Here is a 17,846-nt window from a genome sequence, read left to right on the forward strand (position 1 = left end):
GCAAGAAGGAGCTATGATGATGAGTGAAGAAAATTTTAAATACTGCAAGGAATCAAAAGTTGTCAAAACCAGCAGGGTATTCCCTCTCGATACGAATAATCACCAAACCTTATTTGGCGGAAAATTAATGAGTTATATAGATGACATTGCCTCCATCTCGGCAGCAAGGCACAGCCGATGTGAAACGGTCACGGCATCAATGGATTCAGTTGATTTTTTAGAGCCGATTGGACAAAAGGAGTCGGTATGTTTAGAGTCCTATGTCACATGGGTGGGTACGTCTTCTATGGAAGTGTTCGTCAAGGTCATCAAAGAAAACTTGATGTCTGGAGAGCGCAGACTCGCAGCGACTTCATTTCTTACCTTTGTGTCGTTAGATGACAATGGGAAGCCTAAGAAAGTCCCACAAGTCATGCCGGAAACAGAGGAAGAAATCATGTTGCATCAAACCGCAAAACAGCGGGCTGAAGAAAGAAAAAGCCGCCGAAAGCATAGCAAGGCACTGGCTGACGCACTTGGGACAGATAAACCATGGGCGTAAAAATCACCCTTTAAGCGGTGATTTTTTTCTAGAACGGTATCTTGCATGGCAAGATAGTGTGTGGTAAGATGATGCTATCTTGTGATGCAAGGTACTGGAATCGGAGGAACAAAGATGACAACATCCACACAAATGCTAAAAGGAATTTTAGAAGGCTGCCTGCTGTCGATTATTTCAGAGGGTGAGATTTATGGATATGAAATGACGAAGAAGCTCGCTCATTATGGATTTGATCAAATTAGTGAAGGCAGTATCTACCCGATTCTGCTGCGTATGCAAAAGGAACAGCTTGTGACCACTGTCACAAAAGCATCAGCAAGCGGGCCGAAAAGGAAATATTATACGCTCACACAAGCTGGAGAACAAGCGCTCACAGAGTTTATTACCCGCTGGAGTGAGCTTTCAAAAAATGTGAACTGTTTACTACAAAAAGGGAAGTGAGATTATGGTATCAAAAGAAACAAGACACATCTTACTAGAGCTGAAATTTTATCTCATATCAATGGGGAAAAATGAGGACGAAATTGATGAGCTGATGGATGAGCTAACGACACATGCGGTTGAGGCTGAAAAAGATGGCAAAACAGGGGAGGCTGTGTTTGGCGGAGATCCGAGGGGCTATGCTGATGAACTCGCAAAAGAGCTGTCAGGAAACCATAAAGACTGGGTTCCTTTCGTCAGTGCCTTCTTAATTGGTTCACTCTTTTATATGATTTTATCAGATGCGATCAGTCAAAGCTTATCCTATTCTTGGTATGCGTTAATTGGCTATCCGCTCGTTTTAGTAGCCAATGTCATCATGATTATTGTGATGTTTAGAGCGTCTGCCTTTCAGACAGGCGGCCGGGCATTTCTTTATTTTTGGATCTTAGGAATCTTTCAACTGACTTCAATGGTCACAATCAAACTATTGGATCAAAAGCTCGGCACACCATTACTTGTGCTGACCTCAGGTCAAAGATTGGGCGTCATCCTGCTTATGCTGTTATGTATCATTGTCTTTAATGCAATCTTAAAGGCGAATGTCGTTTCATTGATACCGGTTATCTTCTTCGGACCGCAGCTCATATTCGAATGGCTTGGCTGGACATCACCAAGCGTGCTTCTCATGCAAAGTCTACTATCGGTTGTGATCGTAATAGGGCTTATGCTCATGGTCTTACGCCGAGCGAACAAGAAAAATGAAAACACGATGTAAAAAATAGAGCACATCCATCCGGTGTACTTTTCTTTTTCTAAAAAAATGTAGAAATGGTAGCGTATTTTTCATTACAATGGGAAGAGGACAAAAATGAAAAGGGGTTCTATGCTTGGCTATTTTATGGGGATATGTACTTGTTTTTGTATTGGCTGCTTTGCCTTTTTTTGAAGTGGTTGGTGTTGTTCCACTGGCCATCTTAGGTGGACTGCATCCTGTGACAACGGCTGTAATCGGATTCATCGGCAACTTTCTCACAGTCTTGCTCCTCATTGTTTTCGTAGACCGCTTCAAAGCATGGCGGTTGAGGAGAAAAGAGGACAAAAGTAATGAAAAAGGAGAAAAAAAGCAACTGCGAGCCAGAAAAATTTGGGAACGATATGGTCTCCCGGGATTAGCGCTTATTGGTCCTTTTATCATCGGCAGTCATCTAGCGGCATTTATGTGCATGAGCTTCGGGACGAAGAGAAAGCAAGTTGCGGTGTGGATGACAGTCAGTTTAATGATGTGGACGGCGCTAGCAGCTAGTTTAACCGGTGCGGGAATCCATTACTTTGCCCCAGATTCAAATGGATTGTTCGGTGATATTTTTAATCAGTAAGTGAGGGGGGATCATAAATGAAACTTCAAACACGCACAGTGCTTGAAACAGAGCGCCTTAGACTGAGAACGATGAATGAACATGATGCACCATTTTTATATGACATGTTGTTCCAAGATGAAGAAGTAATGAAGTATTATCCTTCTTTGAAGGATGAGCAGCAGACGAAAGAGTGGATTGCATGGAATCAAAAGAATGACCGTATGTATCATACTTCTCTCTGGATCATTGAAGACAAAGAAACGAATGAACCACTTGGACAAAGCGGGATTGTTCTGCAAAACATTGAAGGACAAACAGAACTTGAAATCGGCTACATGCTAAAAAAAGCAGCGTGGGGAAATGGCTATGCTGCTGAAGCCGCAAAAGGCTGTCTCACCTATGGTTTTGAAGAAATGAAGGTCAGACGAATGGTGAGCTTAATCCGCCCAGACAATGAAGCATCGGTAAAGGTCGCTTTAAAAATGGGCATGAAAAAAGAAAAAACCATTTCAAAATGGGACCAAATCATTGATGTATACAGCATCACCCGCAACGAAGAAAACGGCTCGCTTACAAAATAAGCAGAGCCGTTTTTATTTTATATCCGCTGTTCTAGCTGAAGTAAATATTTCTTACGTTCAACCCCGCCGCCGTAGCCGCCAAGCTCACCACTTGTTTGAATGACGCGGTGGCATGGAATGATGATCGCCAATTGATTGGCACCATTTGCATTCCCTACCGCCCGGACCAAATGCGGATCGCCCAGCATCACAGCAAGATCTCGGTATGAACTTGTTTCGCCTGATGGAATGCGTGTGAGCAGGTCCCACACCTTCATTTGAAAAGGGGTGCCATGCATGGAAAGTGGTACGGTAAACTGCGTCAGTTTTTTCTCGAAATATAAGGTCAATTCCTTTACCAATTGTTGGTGGACGTTTGTTTCCCCAACTAAAATACGCGCATGATGCTTTTTTCTCATGTTCTCAATTTCCTTTTCAAGTCCCCGCCTGTCCATAAATTCCAGTAAATACACATGCGCGGCATCTGTCACGCTGATCATGCGTCCAATCGGTGTGGAAATAAAATTAGCGTGGAGAATCTTAGTCTGCGCCTTTTTAGGGGGATTTCCCATGATTTTCGTAAAGGCATCATTGAAGGCACTCGAAGAATCATAGCCCAAGGCGACCTGCTGATCAATCACTTTTTTTCCATTCATAATTTCTTTAAAGGCAAGCCCCATTCGGCGTGATCTCGCATATTGAACAAAGGTCATGCCGTAGATTTCTTTGAATTTCCGCCGGGCCGTTGCAGAGTGAATCCCTAACTCGCGAAAGTCCTCTTCTTTCCAGCGTTTTTCAGGATGTGTTTCAACTGCTGAAACGAGTGTTTTGACTTCTTCTGGAATGCTGTTTGGATAGGTTAATGGAGTGCAGCGCTTGCACGGACGATACCCTGCTAGCAGTGCTTCCTCTGCTGTAAAGAAAAACTCACAGTTCTCATATTTTGGTTTTCTAGCGGTACATGTGGCATGGCAGAAGATACCGGTCGTCTTAATGCCGGCGAAGAATGTGCCGTCATATTGCGGATTCTTGTCAACCAGTGCTTGATAAAATTCATGTTTCTGTTCGTCGGTTATCATCATACGATCCACCTCTTGGTTTCATTATTTGGGCCGATACAACGGATGATCTATAAATGCAGCATCCTAAAGTTGAACGTTCATCACATCAATCTGAGTTCATTATACCAGCGATATGATCGTTCCTTTAACGTCTGAGCGTGTCTAACTTGGTCCTTCTTCCATATTTTTTCTGTTTTAGTTCATATACTTTAGTTGTTTCTGTTTCATTTCTTCATAAAATGTTTCAACTTCTTGTTCGTAAAGAACGGTCTCCATGTCCTTGTATTTACGCTTGATCGTCAATGTAATAAAAAATAAATGGATTGTCATATACGTTCATTTCCCTTCGGTTAGCAGCACGCAAATATCCCGCAGATCTTCTTTATCAGTTGATCTGTTTCTAACACTTAGTATACGCCGGTCCGAAATCATTTCTTTCGAAAAATGAACAAGTATATTTGAAGAGGGAGAGCAAACTGGTAGACCGGCATATTGGGGTGTGATAAGATTTTTAATACAGAATCTGCTCTAAGTCAGGTCTGTTTATCATGAATTGGTTTTCTAGGGTTCCGTGCGCTGGCGCAGTCTGGACCGAGAGAAAACACATAGGGTCTTAGAAGAGGCCATATGGACACGGAGGGATAAAAGCCCGGGAGATTTGATCAAACGATCGATTTCCAGGCTTTTTTTGTTGGTTGGAATCGTTCAGAAAGGAGAAGATCAGATGAAATGGGGAAATGTCTTTATTGCGGCCATCTTTGAAGTCGGCTGGGTGATGGGGCTGAAATATGCCCACTCGCTCATAGAATGGGGCGCAACCATCGTTTGTATTATCGTGAGTTTTTATTTACTCCTGAAAGCAACAAGTGTACTCCCAGTTGGCACACTTTATGCCGTTTTTACCGGGCTTGGGACAGCAGGAACCGTCGTCATAGGCATGGTGCTTGGTGAGCCGGTTCAGCTTGTCAAACTGCTTTTGATTGTCATGCTTTTGTGCGGTGTATTAGGACTGAAGCTGACAACAGGTGAAAAGAAGGGAGAGGCTGAATCATGAGCTGGCTTTTACTTATTGGAGCAGGCATCTTAGAAATGTTTTGTGTGACCATGATGAACCAATTCCAAAAAGACAAGCATGTCAAATGGATTTTATTCATTGCGGCTGGCTTTTCGATGTCCTTTCTGATGCTGTCTCTTGCGATGAACACGATTCCGATGGGAACGGCGTATGCCATTTGGACTGGAATCGGAGCTGCTGGAGGCGCCATCGTCGGTATGCTGTTTTACGGAGAATCGAAAGACGCAAAACGTATTTTCTTCATCGCACTGATTTTATCTGCGGCAGTAGGATTGAAAATCATTGAATAAGAAAAGGCTGGCAGATAGATGCCAGCCTTTTGTTACATCGAATGATGATTGGAATCGTTTTCATTTTTGCGGTAAAGCTGGCTCACAAGCAGAAAACACACACCAAATGTGAGAAAAGGAATGAGTCTTTCACCGGCTATAAAAAGGAAAATACCTGTGATTAGACAAATGATGCCGAGCCAAAAGCTCACTTTTCCAAACAAAGTCATACTTTTCATCTCCATCACTCCTTTTATGATAAAAGGTCTATTCACATTATATCACGATAGGTGCAGAATTGAATGAATATTCAATGAAAAATAGGGCTCTACATTGCTTTTTCTCTTTCCAGTCCAGTATAATATTTCATTAGAATGAAAACGTAAATGAGGTCATGATACATGAGAACTTTGATAACAGAGAAACTTGAATTACACAGACAAAAGCATGAGCAAAAAGGAAGATTGCTTGTCAGCTGCCCGGATCAGCCTGGAATTGTATCAGCTGTCTCTTCCTTTTTATTTGAGCACGGAGCAAATATCATTGAATCCAGCCAATACACAACAGATCATGAAAGCGGCCGGTTCTTTTTAAGAATTGAATTTGATTGGAAAGACATCTCGGCAAATATGGATCAGCTGAAGCAGCAGTTTGAACCAATTGCAGCATCTTTTCAAATGACGTGGAGCATGTCGCGTGCAAGTGAGCTGAAAAAGCTGGCAATCTTTGTGTCAAAAGAGCTTCATTGTTTACATGAGCTGCTATGGGAATGGCAAAGCGGCAATTTGATGGCTGAAATTGCGGTCGTGATCAGCAATCATGAAACGGCAAAAGATACAGTAGAAGCGCTTGGAATTCCGTTCCATTTTGTGAAGGCGAACAAAGACATTCGCAAAGAAGCGGAAAAACAGCAGCTCACATTATTAGAAGAGTATGATATTGATGCCATTGTGCTTGCTAGATACATGCAAATTTTAACGCCTGGATTTATAGAACAACACCCGAACAAAATCATTAATATTCATCATTCCTTCCTGCCAGCGTTTATCGGTGCGAATCCATATAAGCGTGCATATGAGCGAGGAGTCAAATTAATTGGCGCAACCTCTCATTATGTGACCAATGATTTAGACGAAGGACCGATCATTGAACAGGATATTGAGCGTGTAGATCACAGGGATGATGCGGAAGCTTTAAAAAATATTGGCCGAACAATTGAGCGGAGTGTGCTTGCACGTGCCGTCAAATGGCATCTAGAAGATCGAATTATTGTGCATGAGAATAAAACGATTGTATTTAATTGACCGCTTGACTTTTCCTTAGCAATTGGTGATAATATAAAAAAATTAACGAGCGTTGAAAAGGAATAGTAAGCAGGAACTGATGCGTAAAGAGAGCAAATGACATGCTGAAACATTTGCCGCAGACAGCTGCTGAACCTGCCCTTTGAGCCTTAGAGGAAAAATCTAAGCGCGTGCCTGGCGTTACAGGAGTTGAGTGGAATAAGCTAGAAGTATGCTTATTCAATGAAGGTGGTACCACGGAAAATCCCTTTTCGTCCTTTACATAAGGAGAAAAAGGGATTTTTTTGTGCCTAAAGGTATAGCGGAGGGAATCAATAATGAAAAAGCAAAGGATCGTCATCAAAATTGGCAGCAGTTCATTAACAGAGCAAAAAGGAGCCATTGATGAACAAAAAATGCAGGATCATGTGAAAGCGATAGCAAAGCTGAAAGAGGCTGGGCATGAAATTATTTTAATTTCATCAGGAGCCGTGGCAGCAGGGTTTGGCAGCTTAGGGTATCCATCAAGACCTGTGACCTTAAAGGGAAAACAGGCAGCAGCAGCCGTTGGTCAGGGCTTATTAATGCAGAAATATACAGAACTATTTTCACACTTTCACATGACACCTGCACAAATGCTTTTAACCCGTAATGACTTTTCAGATCGAACAAGATATCGAAATGCTTATGCAACGATGATGGAGCTGCTAGAAAGAAAAATTTTACCGATCATTAATGAAAATGATTCTGTCTCCATTGAGGAGCTTACCTTTGGTGATAATGACATGCTGTCAGCTCTTGTCAGTGGATTAATTCATGCAGACCAATTGATCATCTTAACAGACATTAACGGTATTTATAATGCAAATCCAAATGAGCATCCTGAGGCGAAGCGTTTTGATGTACTAACACACATTTCAGAAGAATTGTTTTCATATGCGAAGAGCACAGGCTCAAAAGTGGGAACAGGCGGGATGAAATCAAAGCTGTCTGCTGCACAAACGGCACTTTCACTAGGCGTGAAAGTCTTCATTGGTACAGGTACTGGTGAGGATAAGCTGCTTCATATTCTAGCGGGTCAAGGAGACGGAACGTATATCGGAGAACAGGACTTATCAGCTGTTAACAACCGCCGTCAATGGATTCAATTCCATTCACCCGTTTCTGGGAAAATTATGATAGATGCAGGAGCGGAAGCGGCGATTTTGCATCATGGCAGAAGTCTTCTTCCAGCTGGCGTCATTGATGTCGCTGGTGACTTTTCTAAAGGAGAGGTCGTTGAAGTCGTCGGTCCGAATGGGCTAGTAGGTAAAGGACAAACCTTGTACGCATCCGATGAGCTTCTCAGTATTAAAGGAATGCGAAGTGATGAGCTTTCAAATGAGAAGCCTGAAGTCATACACAGAGATCACTGGGTACAGCATGTACAAAACTGAGGAGGGAATACGATGAATGAAGTTCTTGAAAAAGCAAAAAAAGCAAGTGTAGCCAAAGATCAGCTGCTCCTAAAAACGACGGAGCAAAAAAATGCAGCTTTACATGCCATCGCAACGGCACTTAAAGCATCTTCCGCTTATTTACTCGATGAGAATAAAAAGGATGTGCAGGCTGCAGAGGAAAAGCAGTTCACGCCTTCTGTTATTGACCGGATTAGACTCACGGAAGAGAGAATTGAAGCCATCGCAGACGCGACCCTTCAACTCATTCACCTAAAAGACCCAATTGGTGAAACATTAGAAACCATTCAAAAAGAAAACGGTCTGTACATCGAAAAGGTGCGTGTGCCTCTTGGAACGGTTGGAATGATTTATGAAGCAAGACCAAACGTGACTGTAGATGCTGCCACCCTTTGTTTGAAAACTGGGAATGCTGTTATTCTTCGCGGGAGCTCCTCTGCCATCCATAGTAATAAAGCGATTGTGAAGGTGATCCATGAAGCGCTTCACACAACGGATATTCCAGTAGACAGTGTGCAATTGATTGAAGATACAGGCCGTGAAACGGCGAAAACGCTGTTCACTTTAAATGAATATCTGGATGTCCTTATTCCGCGCGGCGGGAAAAATTTAATTGATCTTGTTGTGAGAGAGTCTACCGTGCCAGTGCTTGAGACAGGTGCAGGGAACTGTCATATCTACATTGATGAAACAGCGAAAAACGAAATGGCTGAGCAGATTGTGCTGAATGCAAAAACCCAAAGGCCGTCTGTTTGCAACGCGATCGAGAGCATTGTCATTCATGAAACATGGGCAAAAACATATGGCGCTTCGTTATGTGAAGCCCTTCATGCAAATGGGGTAGAGATACGGGGCGATGAAGCTGTATGTGCTCTTGCGCCAAGTGCTTCATTAGCGACCACAGAGGACTATGAAACAGAGTTTTTAGCGCCGATTGTCAGTATTAAAATCGTAGCCAATATAGAAGAAGCGATTCAGCATATACAAACGTATAGCTCCAAGCACTCTGAAGCGATCATTACGGAAAATGATCAAAATGCGTCACTGTTCTTAAAAGCTGTCGACGCTGCCGCTGTCTATCATAATGCCTCTACTCGGTTCACAGATGGCTTTGAATTTGGCTACGGAGCAGAAATAGGGATTAGCACACAAAAACTGCATGCAAGAGGACCTATGGGTCTGCCTGCCTTAACCTCTGAAAAGTTTGTCATTCGCGGTCAAGGACAAATAAGAGAATAACGAATTCAAAAGAGAGTCTTGTGACAAAAGGACTCTCTTTTTCCTTTCATTTTTGTATTTCTTCGGTCAAGTATGATAAAATATGGTAATGTTTTATATTTTGAGAAGATTGGAGAAGGCAACGTATGGCGAAAATCATTCCCTCTTCGGATATTGGAGTGAAAATCAACAAGTGGTATGAATTAATCCGCAGATTTGATTCAGAACAAGCAGAACAACTAAAGCAGGAAATTCGCACCTCTCTTGATTCAATGGAAGAAGATCAGAATTTGCTTCTCTATTTTTCTTTAATGGAATTCAGACATGAGGTCATGCTCGATTATTTAAAGCCATTAAAGGAAGGAAAGCTTCGCGCCAACTTTTCCGAGCTTTCGAAAGAAATAGATGAGCATCAAACACATGTCACAGGCATGCTTGAATACTACTATCATTTTTTCAGAGGCATGTATGAATTTGGCCGTAGGCAGTATATTGCTGCCATCTCGTCTTATCAAAAGGCAGAGCACAAGCTTTCTTTTGTGTCAGATGATATTGAACGTGCGGAATTTCATTTTAAAATGTCAGAAATATATTATCACATGAAACAAACACATATCTCGATGCATCATGCCAAACTGGCGCGAGATGTCTATATTCAGCATGAGCTATATGCGCTTCGCACGATCCAATGCGAATTTATTGTGGCAGGTAATTATGATGATATGAGAAGACATGAAAAGGCATTACCACATCTCGAGAGAGCGCTTGCGAGATCAAGAGACTTTCAAAATGTGCGTTTTATTGCTTCCTCTTTGTTTAATATGGGCAACAGTTATTACCGAATGGGCGATCTTGACCGCGCACTCGTACTAATGAAAGAATCCATCTCGTTATTTGACCAAAATCAATCCGATCACCTTCGTCGATCCATAGACCCTCTTTATACAGCCGCTCAGATATTATACAAACAAGGTAAACACGAAGAAGCCTTACACTACAGAGAAGAATGTATGAAGCGAGCAGAAGTACTTCAAGATGACATTCATATTCAAAAGACGATATTTTTAGAAGCATTGTATTTAAAGCAAGATGCGGAGCATATTAAACGAATTTTTCATTTTTTAGAGTCTGCCTATGCATATCCAGATATAGAGGAGCTGGCATTAGACACCGCAAAGTATTATAATGAAATGGAAGATTATGAAAAATCTTCCATGTTCTACGGAGAAGCGGAACATGCTCGAATCTATATTCAGAGAGGGGATTGTTTATATGAATTTTAAAAAATGGGCAGTCGTCTGTACAAGCATCACCATCCTGGCGTTATGGCTGGCAGCAGCAAATGCCGACCCGGATAACAGAAATCATACGCTACAACAACCAAATGCGCAGCAAGACATCATCTAAAAGCCCTTATTAAGGGCTTTTTTTACTGTTTACATAAAATAGAGGAGAAAGGAAATCTTAAAAAAAGAGTGTGTATTCGTTGACTCTTGAATTTTAATTGTGTACAATTCAATTGTAGAAAATATTATTGGAGAGAAAGAGGGTTATATACATGTCAGAAGTTTTATTTACTGCAACGGTATCAGCTGTAGGAGGAAGAGAAGGAAAGGTTGTTTCAACTGATGGTGTGCTTGAGCATGATGTAGCAATGCCTGGAACACCAAGAGCGAAAAAAATTGAAAAAGCAACAAATCCAGAGCAATTATTTGCAGCAGGCTACTCTGCATGTTTTGATTCAGCCCTTCAAATGGTCGCAAGACAAGAGCGTATCCGTTTTGAAAGTGAAGTAACAGCACATGTGAGCTTAGTAAAAGACAGTTCAGATGGCGGCTTCAAACTAGGCGTTAAGCTAGAAGTAAAAGGAACTGGAATTGAGCAATCAGCATTAGATGAGCTTGTTCATAAAGCACACGGCGTATGCCCATATTCAAAAGCGACTCAAGGAAATATCGAAGTAGAATTAGTAGCTGTCGCACAATAATTGATATCATAAAAGGCTGAGGGAATGTTCCCTCAGCCTTTTGATTGTGTTAATTTTTGCAAAAGCTCATGCAAAGAGGCGCGCAGCGTTTTTAACTCTTCTTCCGATCTGCCTGTCCCAGACAGCATCTGAAATGGAATTGCAGTAGCCTTCTCTTTTAGTTGCTCGCCATATTCCGTTAAACGAATTTGCACAGAACGTTCATCCTCTTTCGAGCGCTCGCGGATGATGAGTCCGTTTTGCTCCATCCGTTTCAGCATAGGTGTGAGTGTACCGGAGTCTAAATATAAAAGCTCTCCCATCGTTTTCACATTTAATGTCCCATGCTCCCACAATAAAAGCAGTGCCAAATATTGCGGATACGTAATGTCTAACTCTTCTAATAACGGTTTATACTGCTTCGTCATCTCTCTTGAACTTGCATATAACAAGAAACAAAGCTGATTTTCCAGCTTCATATGCTCGAATTCATTTGTCATGTCAGTCACCAACTATTTTTTGTCATACTTATCATTGTATAAGATTTTCTTCTTTTTTAAAATAAATACAGCCCAAAAACGAAAAAATTCTTTAATGTGCGATAAATGTTTGAGAAATGGATAGAACGTGAAAGGAATAAATAGATAAAGGAGGAGATGAAGATGAAACCATTATTCACAGCAAAAGTAAAGGCACAACATGGAAGAGCTGGACATGTTCGTTCAGAAGATGGTGTGCTCGATCATAACATTGTCATGCCTAATGCAAAGAAAGACGGAGAAACTGGTACGAATCCAGAGCAATTATTTGCAGCGGGCTATGCAGCTTGTTTCGGAGGGGCACTTGAACAAGTAGCGAAAAAGCAAGGGGTCAACATTGAATCAGAAGTCGAGGGACATGTCAGTCTTTTAAAAGATGAAAGTGATGGCGGATTTAAGCTTGGTGTCAAGCTGATTGTATCTGCAAAAGGCCTTGACCATGACAAGGTGAAAGAGCTTGTTGAGGCTGCGCATGAATTCTGTCCATATTCAAAAGCAACAAGAGGGAACATCGAAGTAGAGCTTGAAGTGGCTGAATAAAAAAGGTCCTCTATCACGCTGAAAAAAAGAAACACCTGCTGATGAGCGCAGGTGTCTTTTTTTAATATTCTTTCTTTTGTTCGTATGTTTCCCATGCTTCAAATGGTGCAAGGGTTTTTTGAAGTGTCAGCTGATAAAATGGAATATTTCTTGATTCGTAATCTTTATTGATTTCTTCATAAATAAACGAGTCATCAAAACCAGAAACTGCTGCATCCTGATGTCCAGCAGCAAAATAGACCGCTTTTGGTCTAGCCCAGTAAATAGCACCAAGACACATCGGACAAGGCTCACAGCTTGTATATAAAATACAATCTTCTAATTGGTATGTATTCAGCGTTTGGCACGCCTTTCGAATGGCTGTGACTTCAGCATGTGCGGTTGGATCATTTGTTGTTGTCACATTGTTGCTTCCCTCGGCAATAATCTGTCCATCCTTGACAATGACTGCTCCAAAAGGGCCGCCAGTACCACTATTGACTCCTTCTACTGCAAGATCAATTGCGCGTTGTAAAAAATCTTCGTGATTCATTGTCTTCCTCCCTTTGTTCGACTGACTTCTCTAGTATAAACGAATCATGCTAGAAAAGGAAACCTCCTAGTAGATGGTCAAGCAGGACAATTTGCACATAAAAATCCCCCGCCATGATAGCAGGGGAGAGGAAATCAATTATGCATGCTGCGACAGCTTTTTACGAGCGACTTCAGCCGCCGTCACCATGTTTTTCAAAGCAGCAATGGTTTCAGGCTCTTGTCTCGTTTTTAGTCCACAGTCAGGATTCACCCAGAAGCGATCTGTCGGGCATACGTTCAGCGCATCATCAATGATTTGACTCATTTCTTCGACAGATGGAACGCGCGGGCTATGGATGTCATATACACCAAGTCCGAGGCCTTTCAAATACGGATGCTTCTCTAGGTAATCGAGGAATCCGCCATGACTGCGTGAATGTTCAATTGTGATCACGTCGGCATCAAGGTCTTCGATCGTATCGACAATATCCTCGAAGTTACTGTAGCACATATGTGTATGAATTTGCGTTTCATTTTGAACAGATGATGTTGATAGACGGAACGACTCTGCTGCCCAGTTTAAATAGTCTGCCCAATCACTTTCTTTGAGCGGAAGACCTTCTCTTAGCGCAGGTTCATCCACTTGAATAACTTGAATCCCTGCTTCCTCTAACGCTTCTACCTCTTTACGTAATGCGAAAGCAATCTGGAAGGCAATGTCTTTTCGGGTGATATCTGTTCTTGGGAAAGACCAGTTTAAGATGGTGACAGGACCTGTCAGCATTCCTTTGACCTTTTTCTCCGTCAAGCTTTGTGCATAAACCGTTTCTTTCACGGTCATTGGTGCTGTAAACTCGACATCTCCATAAATGATTGGCGGCTTCACGCAGCGTGAGCCGTAGGATTGTACCCAAGCAAATTTCGTAAAGGCAAATCCGGCTAGCTTTTCACCAAAGTATTCAACCATGTCTGTACGTTCGAATTCTCCATGTACGAGAACGTCCAGACCGATTTCCTCCTGAATATCAATCCATCTTTTTGTTTCTTTCTTAATAAATTCATCATATTCTGCATCTGTCCATTCATTTTTACGCCATTTTTGACGAGCGCTACGCACTTCAGCAGACTGCGGGAAGCTGCCAATGGTTGTTGTTGGCAAGAGTGGCAGTTCAAGAGATTCGTTTTGGATACGAAGGCGCTCTTCAAAGGCAACTGGACGCTTAAAGTCTTTCGATGAAAGATTGTTGCGTTCTGCTGTGAAATCCGCATTGGTTCCTTTTGCAAATTCTTTTAAAGTAAGAAGTGCTTGCTTGGCTTCATTGATGGCGGCTTCAATCGCCGCAGCTCCTTTTGTTAAGCCCTCTTTTAATGTTGTTAATTCAGCCAGCTTTTCAGTAGCATAAGACAGTCCGTTTAATAGTTTTTCTTCAAGCTGTTCGCTTGGGTGTTTTGCAACTGGTACATGCAGCAAACTGCTTGATGGCTGCAGCCATACTTCCTTCGGCTGAGCGTCAGCAATGACCTCAGAAACGAATGACAATCTTTCACCAAGATCTGATCTCCAAATATTTCTTCCATCAATGACGCCTGCTGCTAAAATTTTATCTTTCGGGAAGCCGTGCTTTTTCACTTGATCAAGATTGCGTCCTTGATCATGGACAAAATCAAGACCGATGGCTTCAACAGGATATGTGACAAGCTCTTCATACGCATCTACTGAATCAAAGTAGGTTTGAAGAAGAATATTTAAGGCAGGTACGGCTTCTTTGATCGTTTGATAGATTTCTTTGACGGCTTTCACGTCTTCATATGAAGCTGTGACAAGTGCTGGCTCATCAATTTGTACCCATTTGACGCCAGCTTCTTCAAGTTCTTTTAAAACTTGAGTATAAAGCGGGACGAGACGCTGCTGAATCTCTTTTACTTCATTTGGTTCATAGCCTTTAGAAAGTGAGACAAATGTATAAAGACCAAGTACGACAGGTTTTGTTTCAACACCAAACGCCTTTTTCACCTTTTCGTAAGCTTCAAGCGGTTTGTTATGTGTGAGTTTGAATTCGGTGGTTTTTTCGTATTCTGGAACGATGTAGTGATAGTTTGTATTAAACCATTTTGTCATTTCACTTGAGACAGCATCTTTTGTTCCTCTTGCCATCGCGAAGTATGTATCTAGCGGGTCTTTTAAGCTGCGGAAGCGCTCTGGAATCCAATTGAACATGACAGCAGTATCGAGCACGTGATCGTAGAAGGTAAAATCTCCAGAAGGAACAACATCAATTTGTTGATCAATTTGCGTTTTAATGGCAGTTAAAAATTGTTCATCCAGTGTGCTTAAGAGGGTTTCACGGTCAGTTTGACCTTTCCAATAAGACTCAAGTGCTTTTTTCCATTCTCTGTTTAAACCAATTCTCGGAAAACCTAGATTACTTGTTTTAACAATTGTCAATTCCAATTCCTCCTCTAAATATAAAAAGACATTTACACTCATGGTGAAGATTGATGAGGGCAAATGTCTGGTTTAAAAAGACAAAATGTGTGTGCGAAATAAGGCGTGAGCAGAACTGACGCTTTTTTCCGACATCTCCTATCAACCGTAGGGGGTTTGATGTGATAGAGCGGCTGGTATCCTGGCTGGTGAATCTGCAAGCTTTTCATCCTTCCCGTCCTTATGACAGTGGATTCATAAGAAAAGCTCTCCTCACTCACAGTGGCGGGACCGCGCCGGATTTTCACCGGTCTTCCCAATTAAAATTCGACGTATGATCGAATTACCGACTCTCAAACTATGAATTTATTGTGTTCGATTATATAACGTCCATTTCATTTCGTCAAAGTAAATTTTGAATAATTTTAATTAAAAAAATCCTGAGAAAATTCTATCTATTCTCAGGACCTCTATTCATGCTATAGAGATAAAAGATCTGCTTCCAATGTTTTTTCTAAAAGGACATCAGGCGCAGTTAAATATAAAAATCCATTTCCGACGAGGGCTTTAGATTGCTTCAGTGGAAGGGTTCTTCTGACAAGCTGAGCATAGACCTCAGGCTCTGTCAGCTTACGCTGGAACGCTTCTTCTTCGGCATTTTTAATAATGGCTAGTGCACCGCTCACGTGAGGGGCAGCCATTGAGGTGCCTGTGAGTCTGCCATATTTATGGTTAGGAAGAGTGGATAAAATGTCTTCTCCTGGAGCGACGAGGTCGATTTCTTTATTGGCGTTGGAGAATTCAGAGGATTCTCTTGCAAGGGAGACAGAGCCGACGGCAATGACTTCATTGTATGCTGCTGGGTAGGAGAACTCTTCCGTTCGCTCGTCCCCGTCCCCTTCATTTCCTGCTGCGCACACAACAAGTACACCGCTTTTCACCGCATTTTGAATGGCTTCCTGCAAGGCGGGCTCATTGCTTGGACCACCGAGAGACATAGAGATAATATCCACCTTCTGCTCAGAGGCATAGTTGATGCCATTAATGATCCATTCGTATTTCCCGCTGCCATTTTCACCGCCTAGAACTTTCACGATCAGCAGCTTGGCTTCAGGGGCAACCCCTAGAATTCCGCCATTTTGATCTGTTGCTGCAATCGTTCCTGCTACATGGGTACCATGCCCGTTGTAGTCTTTTACATTTTCAGCATCTCCATTGTCATCATCGGTAAAGTTCTTGCCTCCGATAATTTGATCTTTTAAGTCGGGATGCTCTGTGTCACAGCCTGTATCAAGGACAGCAATGGTTATGCCTTTTCCTTTGAAGCCACTTGACCAAAGTTCGGGTGCTTTAATCTCCTGAATACTTTCCGGCGTCTCTTTCGCTTCCATCACATTGGCTTTTACTTCATACGGAATTAAGCGAATTTCACCTTTCATAAGAAAGCCCTCCTTATTTTGTTTTCAAAGTAGATTCAGGCTGCGTAATGTTATTGTATAAAAGAAACTTTTAATCGGAAAGGGTCAATTGTAATAATTTTTCAAATAATCAATCTATTATCAAAAGTGCAGTTCTCCTCACATCTTGACGAAAGAACTCAGCTTTTGAGGAAAACTCTTGATATCATATGAAAAAGAAGGAAATGCTGCATAGTGAGCTTGCACCTGTATAGATGAAAATGGGTGAAAAGGACTAAAAGAGGCAAACTACATAACAATGAAATCAGGAGATGATAAATAGAAGGGAAGGAAGAGCACAAGCGAGGGGCGAATGATTGTTTTTTTATGATAACGTTATATAAAATAAAATGTAAAAAGTATTTGACATTTATCGGAATGATGCTATGATTTTAAATGTAAAGAGTTTTTTACATTTTGATGGAGAGGGGACGAATAAATGGATGTTGTAAAAATTGTGTATTCAGTTATATTATTACTGATCGGACTGTTCATTTTTATTGCACCAATGATTCAAAAAGGTGATGAGAGAAAGAAATTTATCTACTCGAAAGCTCAATCCTATGCTTTTATGGTGGTAATCGGTATACTGGTATTAGAAGTCGCACAGGCCATATTTTATATGATTCAAGAAAAAAATTCTTATAAAGGTTTTGGAGTTTCCCCTATCATGTTTTTGACTCTGATCTCAATCATATATTTGTTTTCATTAATCATTTACAGAAAAAAATATGGTGATTAAATGCAAAATCATATTAGAGAACTCAGAAAATCTTTTAAATTATCCCAAGAAGAACTGGCTAAACGTTGTAAGGTCTCAAGACAAACCATAAATGCCATTGAAAATGATAAATATGATCCTACTTTACAATTAGCCTTTGACATTGCAACTGTTCTGGATACCACAGTAGACGAGCTTTTTGACAATAATCCTAAAACGAAATAAATAAAAAGCCTCAAGAAAGAGGCTTTTTTTGTTGAGCATCTATTCAATTTGATTTCTCTGTATTTCGTGAGATTGAATGACTATGTTTAAAAATTGATGAAAATGAATACAGCTTTATTAAATATATGTTCCTTTTTTAAGTAAAAAAAGACGTGAAGTTTGTGACTGTTCCAAATGGGAAAGGCAACATATAATAATGGAAAGACAAGCTTGCC

The 17,846-nt window shown here is 41.3% G+C and carries 23 protein-coding genes, 2 riboswitches and 1 other annotated feature; of the genes, 16 read left to right on the forward strand and 7 right to left on the reverse strand.

The genetic code is table 11. The annotated features are described in order from the left end of the window. Positions 1-19: 19 nt before the first annotated feature. From MHH41_RS06170 to MHH41_RS06190, 5 genes are all read left to right on the forward strand, one after another. On the forward strand, positions 20-541 hold the full coding sequence (locus tag MHH41_RS06170) for an acyl-CoA thioesterase (RefSeq protein WP_034619972.1): 522 nt from the start codon (positions 20-22) through the stop codon (positions 539-541). 114 nt (positions 542-655) lie between these two features. Then, the gene (locus MHH41_RS06175; RefSeq protein ID WP_012009682.1) at positions 656-982 is read left to right on the forward strand and encodes a PadR family transcriptional regulator; all 327 of its coding nucleotides are present in this window, start codon (positions 656-658) and stop codon (positions 980-982) included. A 4-nt stretch (positions 983-986) separates the two neighbouring features. Further along, positions 987-1,739 (forward strand): HAAS domain-containing protein, encoded by a 753-nt coding sequence (locus MHH41_RS06180; RefSeq protein WP_050945197.1) that lies wholly within the window; start codon positions 987-989, stop codon positions 1,737-1,739. Between the two features lie 112 nt (positions 1,740-1,851). After that, positions 1,852-2,340, forward strand: coding sequence for a small multi-drug export protein (locus MHH41_RS06185; protein ID WP_050945196.1), 489 nt, complete (start codon positions 1,852-1,854; stop codon positions 2,338-2,340). Positions 2,341-2,357: 17 nt separating this feature from the next. After that, complete coding sequence (locus tag MHH41_RS06190; protein WP_003210777.1) at positions 2,358-2,903, forward strand: GNAT family N-acetyltransferase; 546 nt, start codon at positions 2,358-2,360, stop codon at positions 2,901-2,903. A 17-nt stretch (positions 2,904-2,920) separates the two neighbouring features. On the opposite strand, the gene MHH41_RS06195 is transcribed toward MHH41_RS06190, so the two are convergent. Together MHH41_RS06195 and MHH41_RS06200 are read right to left on the reverse strand one after the other, a co-directional pair. Further along, entirely contained in the window at positions 2,921-3,964 is a 1,044-nt protein-coding gene (locus tag MHH41_RS06195) for a bifunctional transcriptional activator/DNA repair enzyme AdaA (RefSeq protein WP_050945195.1), read from the reverse strand. Positions 3,965-4,138: 174 nt separating this feature from the next. Next, positions 4,139-4,273: a YrzI family small protein gene (locus tag MHH41_RS06200; RefSeq protein WP_003212325.1), complete on the reverse strand. Its 135-nt coding sequence runs from the start codon at positions 4,271-4,273 to the stop codon at positions 4,139-4,141. Positions 4,274-4,493: 220 nt separating this feature from the next. After that, a riboswitch (guanidine-I (ykkC/yxkD leader) is annotated at positions 4,494-4,601 on the forward strand. 66 nt (positions 4,602-4,667) lie between these two features. Here MHH41_RS06200 and MHH41_RS06205 point away from each other — a divergent pair. Together MHH41_RS06205 and MHH41_RS06210 are read left to right on the forward strand one after the other, a co-directional pair. Beyond that, positions 4,668-4,997, forward strand: coding sequence for a DMT family transporter (locus MHH41_RS06205; RefSeq protein ID WP_003211810.1), 330 nt, complete (start codon positions 4,668-4,670; stop codon positions 4,995-4,997). Further along, entirely contained in the window at positions 4,994-5,308 is a 315-nt protein-coding gene (locus MHH41_RS06210) for a DMT family transporter (protein ID WP_003212530.1), read from the forward strand. The genes MHH41_RS06205 and MHH41_RS06210 overlap by 4 nt, the downstream gene beginning before the upstream one ends. A gap of 32 nt (positions 5,309-5,340) precedes the next feature. Here MHH41_RS06210 and MHH41_RS06215 read toward each other — a convergent pair whose 3' ends face one another. Further along, positions 5,341-5,526 (reverse strand): hypothetical protein, encoded by a 186-nt coding sequence (locus MHH41_RS06215; RefSeq protein ID WP_050945194.1) that lies wholly within the window; start codon positions 5,524-5,526, stop codon positions 5,341-5,343. 162 nt (positions 5,527-5,688) lie between these two features. Here MHH41_RS06215 and purU point away from each other — a divergent pair, with 162 nt between their 5' ends. The 6 genes from purU (at position 5,689) to MHH41_RS06245 (ending at position 11,232) form a co-directional block, all read left to right on the forward strand. Next, positions 5,689-6,591, forward strand: coding sequence for a formyltetrahydrofolate deformylase (gene purU, locus MHH41_RS06220; RefSeq protein ID WP_003212058.1), 903 nt, complete (start codon positions 5,689-5,691; stop codon positions 6,589-6,591). 43 nt (positions 6,592-6,634) lie between these two features. Next, positions 6,635-6,853: a binding site (T-box leader), on the forward strand. 55 nt (positions 6,854-6,908) lie between these two features. Next, a complete protein-coding gene (gene proB, locus MHH41_RS06225) occupies positions 6,909-8,006 on the forward strand; it encodes a glutamate 5-kinase (RefSeq protein ID WP_050945193.1) in 1,098 nt (365 codons plus the stop codon). A gap of 12 nt (positions 8,007-8,018) precedes the next feature. Then, positions 8,019-9,266: a glutamate-5-semialdehyde dehydrogenase gene (locus MHH41_RS06230; protein ID WP_050945192.1), complete on the forward strand. Its 1,248-nt coding sequence runs from the start codon at positions 8,019-8,021 to the stop codon at positions 9,264-9,266. 125 nt (positions 9,267-9,391) lie between these two features. Next, positions 9,392-10,528, forward strand: a complete 1,137-nt coding sequence (locus MHH41_RS06235) for a Rap family tetratricopeptide repeat protein (protein WP_050945191.1) — start codon at positions 9,392-9,394, stop codon at positions 10,526-10,528. After that, complete coding sequence (locus MHH41_RS06240) at positions 10,518-10,652, forward strand: hypothetical protein (RefSeq protein WP_050945190.1); 135 nt, start codon at positions 10,518-10,520, stop codon at positions 10,650-10,652. The genes MHH41_RS06235 and MHH41_RS06240 overlap by 11 nt, the downstream gene beginning before the upstream one ends. Positions 10,653-10,803: 151 nt before the next feature. Beyond that, the gene (locus tag MHH41_RS06245) at positions 10,804-11,232 is read left to right on the forward strand and encodes an organic hydroperoxide resistance protein (protein WP_044138892.1); all 429 of its coding nucleotides are present in this window, start codon (positions 10,804-10,806) and stop codon (positions 11,230-11,232) included. Positions 11,233-11,264: 32 nt separating this feature from the next. Here the strand turns inward: MHH41_RS06245 and MHH41_RS06250 are convergent, their stop codons facing one another. Continuing rightward, positions 11,265-11,711: a MarR family winged helix-turn-helix transcriptional regulator gene (locus MHH41_RS06250; RefSeq protein WP_003212097.1), complete on the reverse strand. Its 447-nt coding sequence runs from the start codon at positions 11,709-11,711 to the stop codon at positions 11,265-11,267. Between the two features lie 162 nt (positions 11,712-11,873). On the opposite strand from MHH41_RS06250, the gene MHH41_RS06255 reads away from it, so the two are divergent. Further along, on the forward strand, positions 11,874-12,290 hold the full coding sequence (locus MHH41_RS06255; RefSeq protein WP_003212261.1) for an organic hydroperoxide resistance protein: 417 nt from the start codon (positions 11,874-11,876) through the stop codon (positions 12,288-12,290). A gap of 61 nt (positions 12,291-12,351) precedes the next feature. Here the strand turns inward: MHH41_RS06255 and MHH41_RS06260 are convergent, their stop codons facing one another. From MHH41_RS06260 to MHH41_RS06270, 3 genes are all read right to left on the reverse strand, one after another. Then, positions 12,352-12,822, reverse strand: coding sequence for a nucleoside deaminase (locus MHH41_RS06260; RefSeq protein ID WP_003212370.1), 471 nt, complete (start codon positions 12,820-12,822; stop codon positions 12,352-12,354). A 138-nt stretch (positions 12,823-12,960) separates the two neighbouring features. Then, positions 12,961-15,249 (reverse strand): 5-methyltetrahydropteroyltriglutamate--homocysteine S-methyltransferase, encoded by a 2,289-nt coding sequence (gene metE / locus MHH41_RS06265; protein WP_050945189.1) that lies wholly within the window; start codon positions 15,247-15,249, stop codon positions 12,961-12,963. 154 nt (positions 15,250-15,403) lie between these two features. After that, positions 15,404-15,595, reverse strand: a riboswitch (cobalamin riboswitch). 112 nt (positions 15,596-15,707) lie between these two features. After that, positions 15,708-16,667, reverse strand: a complete 960-nt coding sequence (locus MHH41_RS06270; protein WP_212045795.1) for a S8 family peptidase — start codon at positions 16,665-16,667, stop codon at positions 15,708-15,710. Positions 16,668-17,124: 457 nt separating this feature from the next. On the opposite strand from MHH41_RS06270, the gene MHH41_RS06275 reads away from it, so the two are divergent. Beyond that, complete coding sequence (locus MHH41_RS06275; RefSeq protein WP_050945188.1) at positions 17,125-17,427, forward strand: hypothetical protein; 303 nt, start codon at positions 17,125-17,127, stop codon at positions 17,425-17,427. Next, positions 17,428-17,631, forward strand: a complete 204-nt coding sequence (locus tag MHH41_RS06280) for a helix-turn-helix transcriptional regulator (protein WP_050945187.1) — start codon at positions 17,428-17,430, stop codon at positions 17,629-17,631. Positions 17,632-17,846 lie beyond the last annotated feature (215 nt).

Source organism: Bacillus sp. FSL K6-1145 (genome assembly GCF_038003425.1).
Taxonomy (GTDB): Bacteria; Bacillota; Bacilli; order Bacillales; family Bacillaceae; genus Bacillus; species Bacillus pumilus.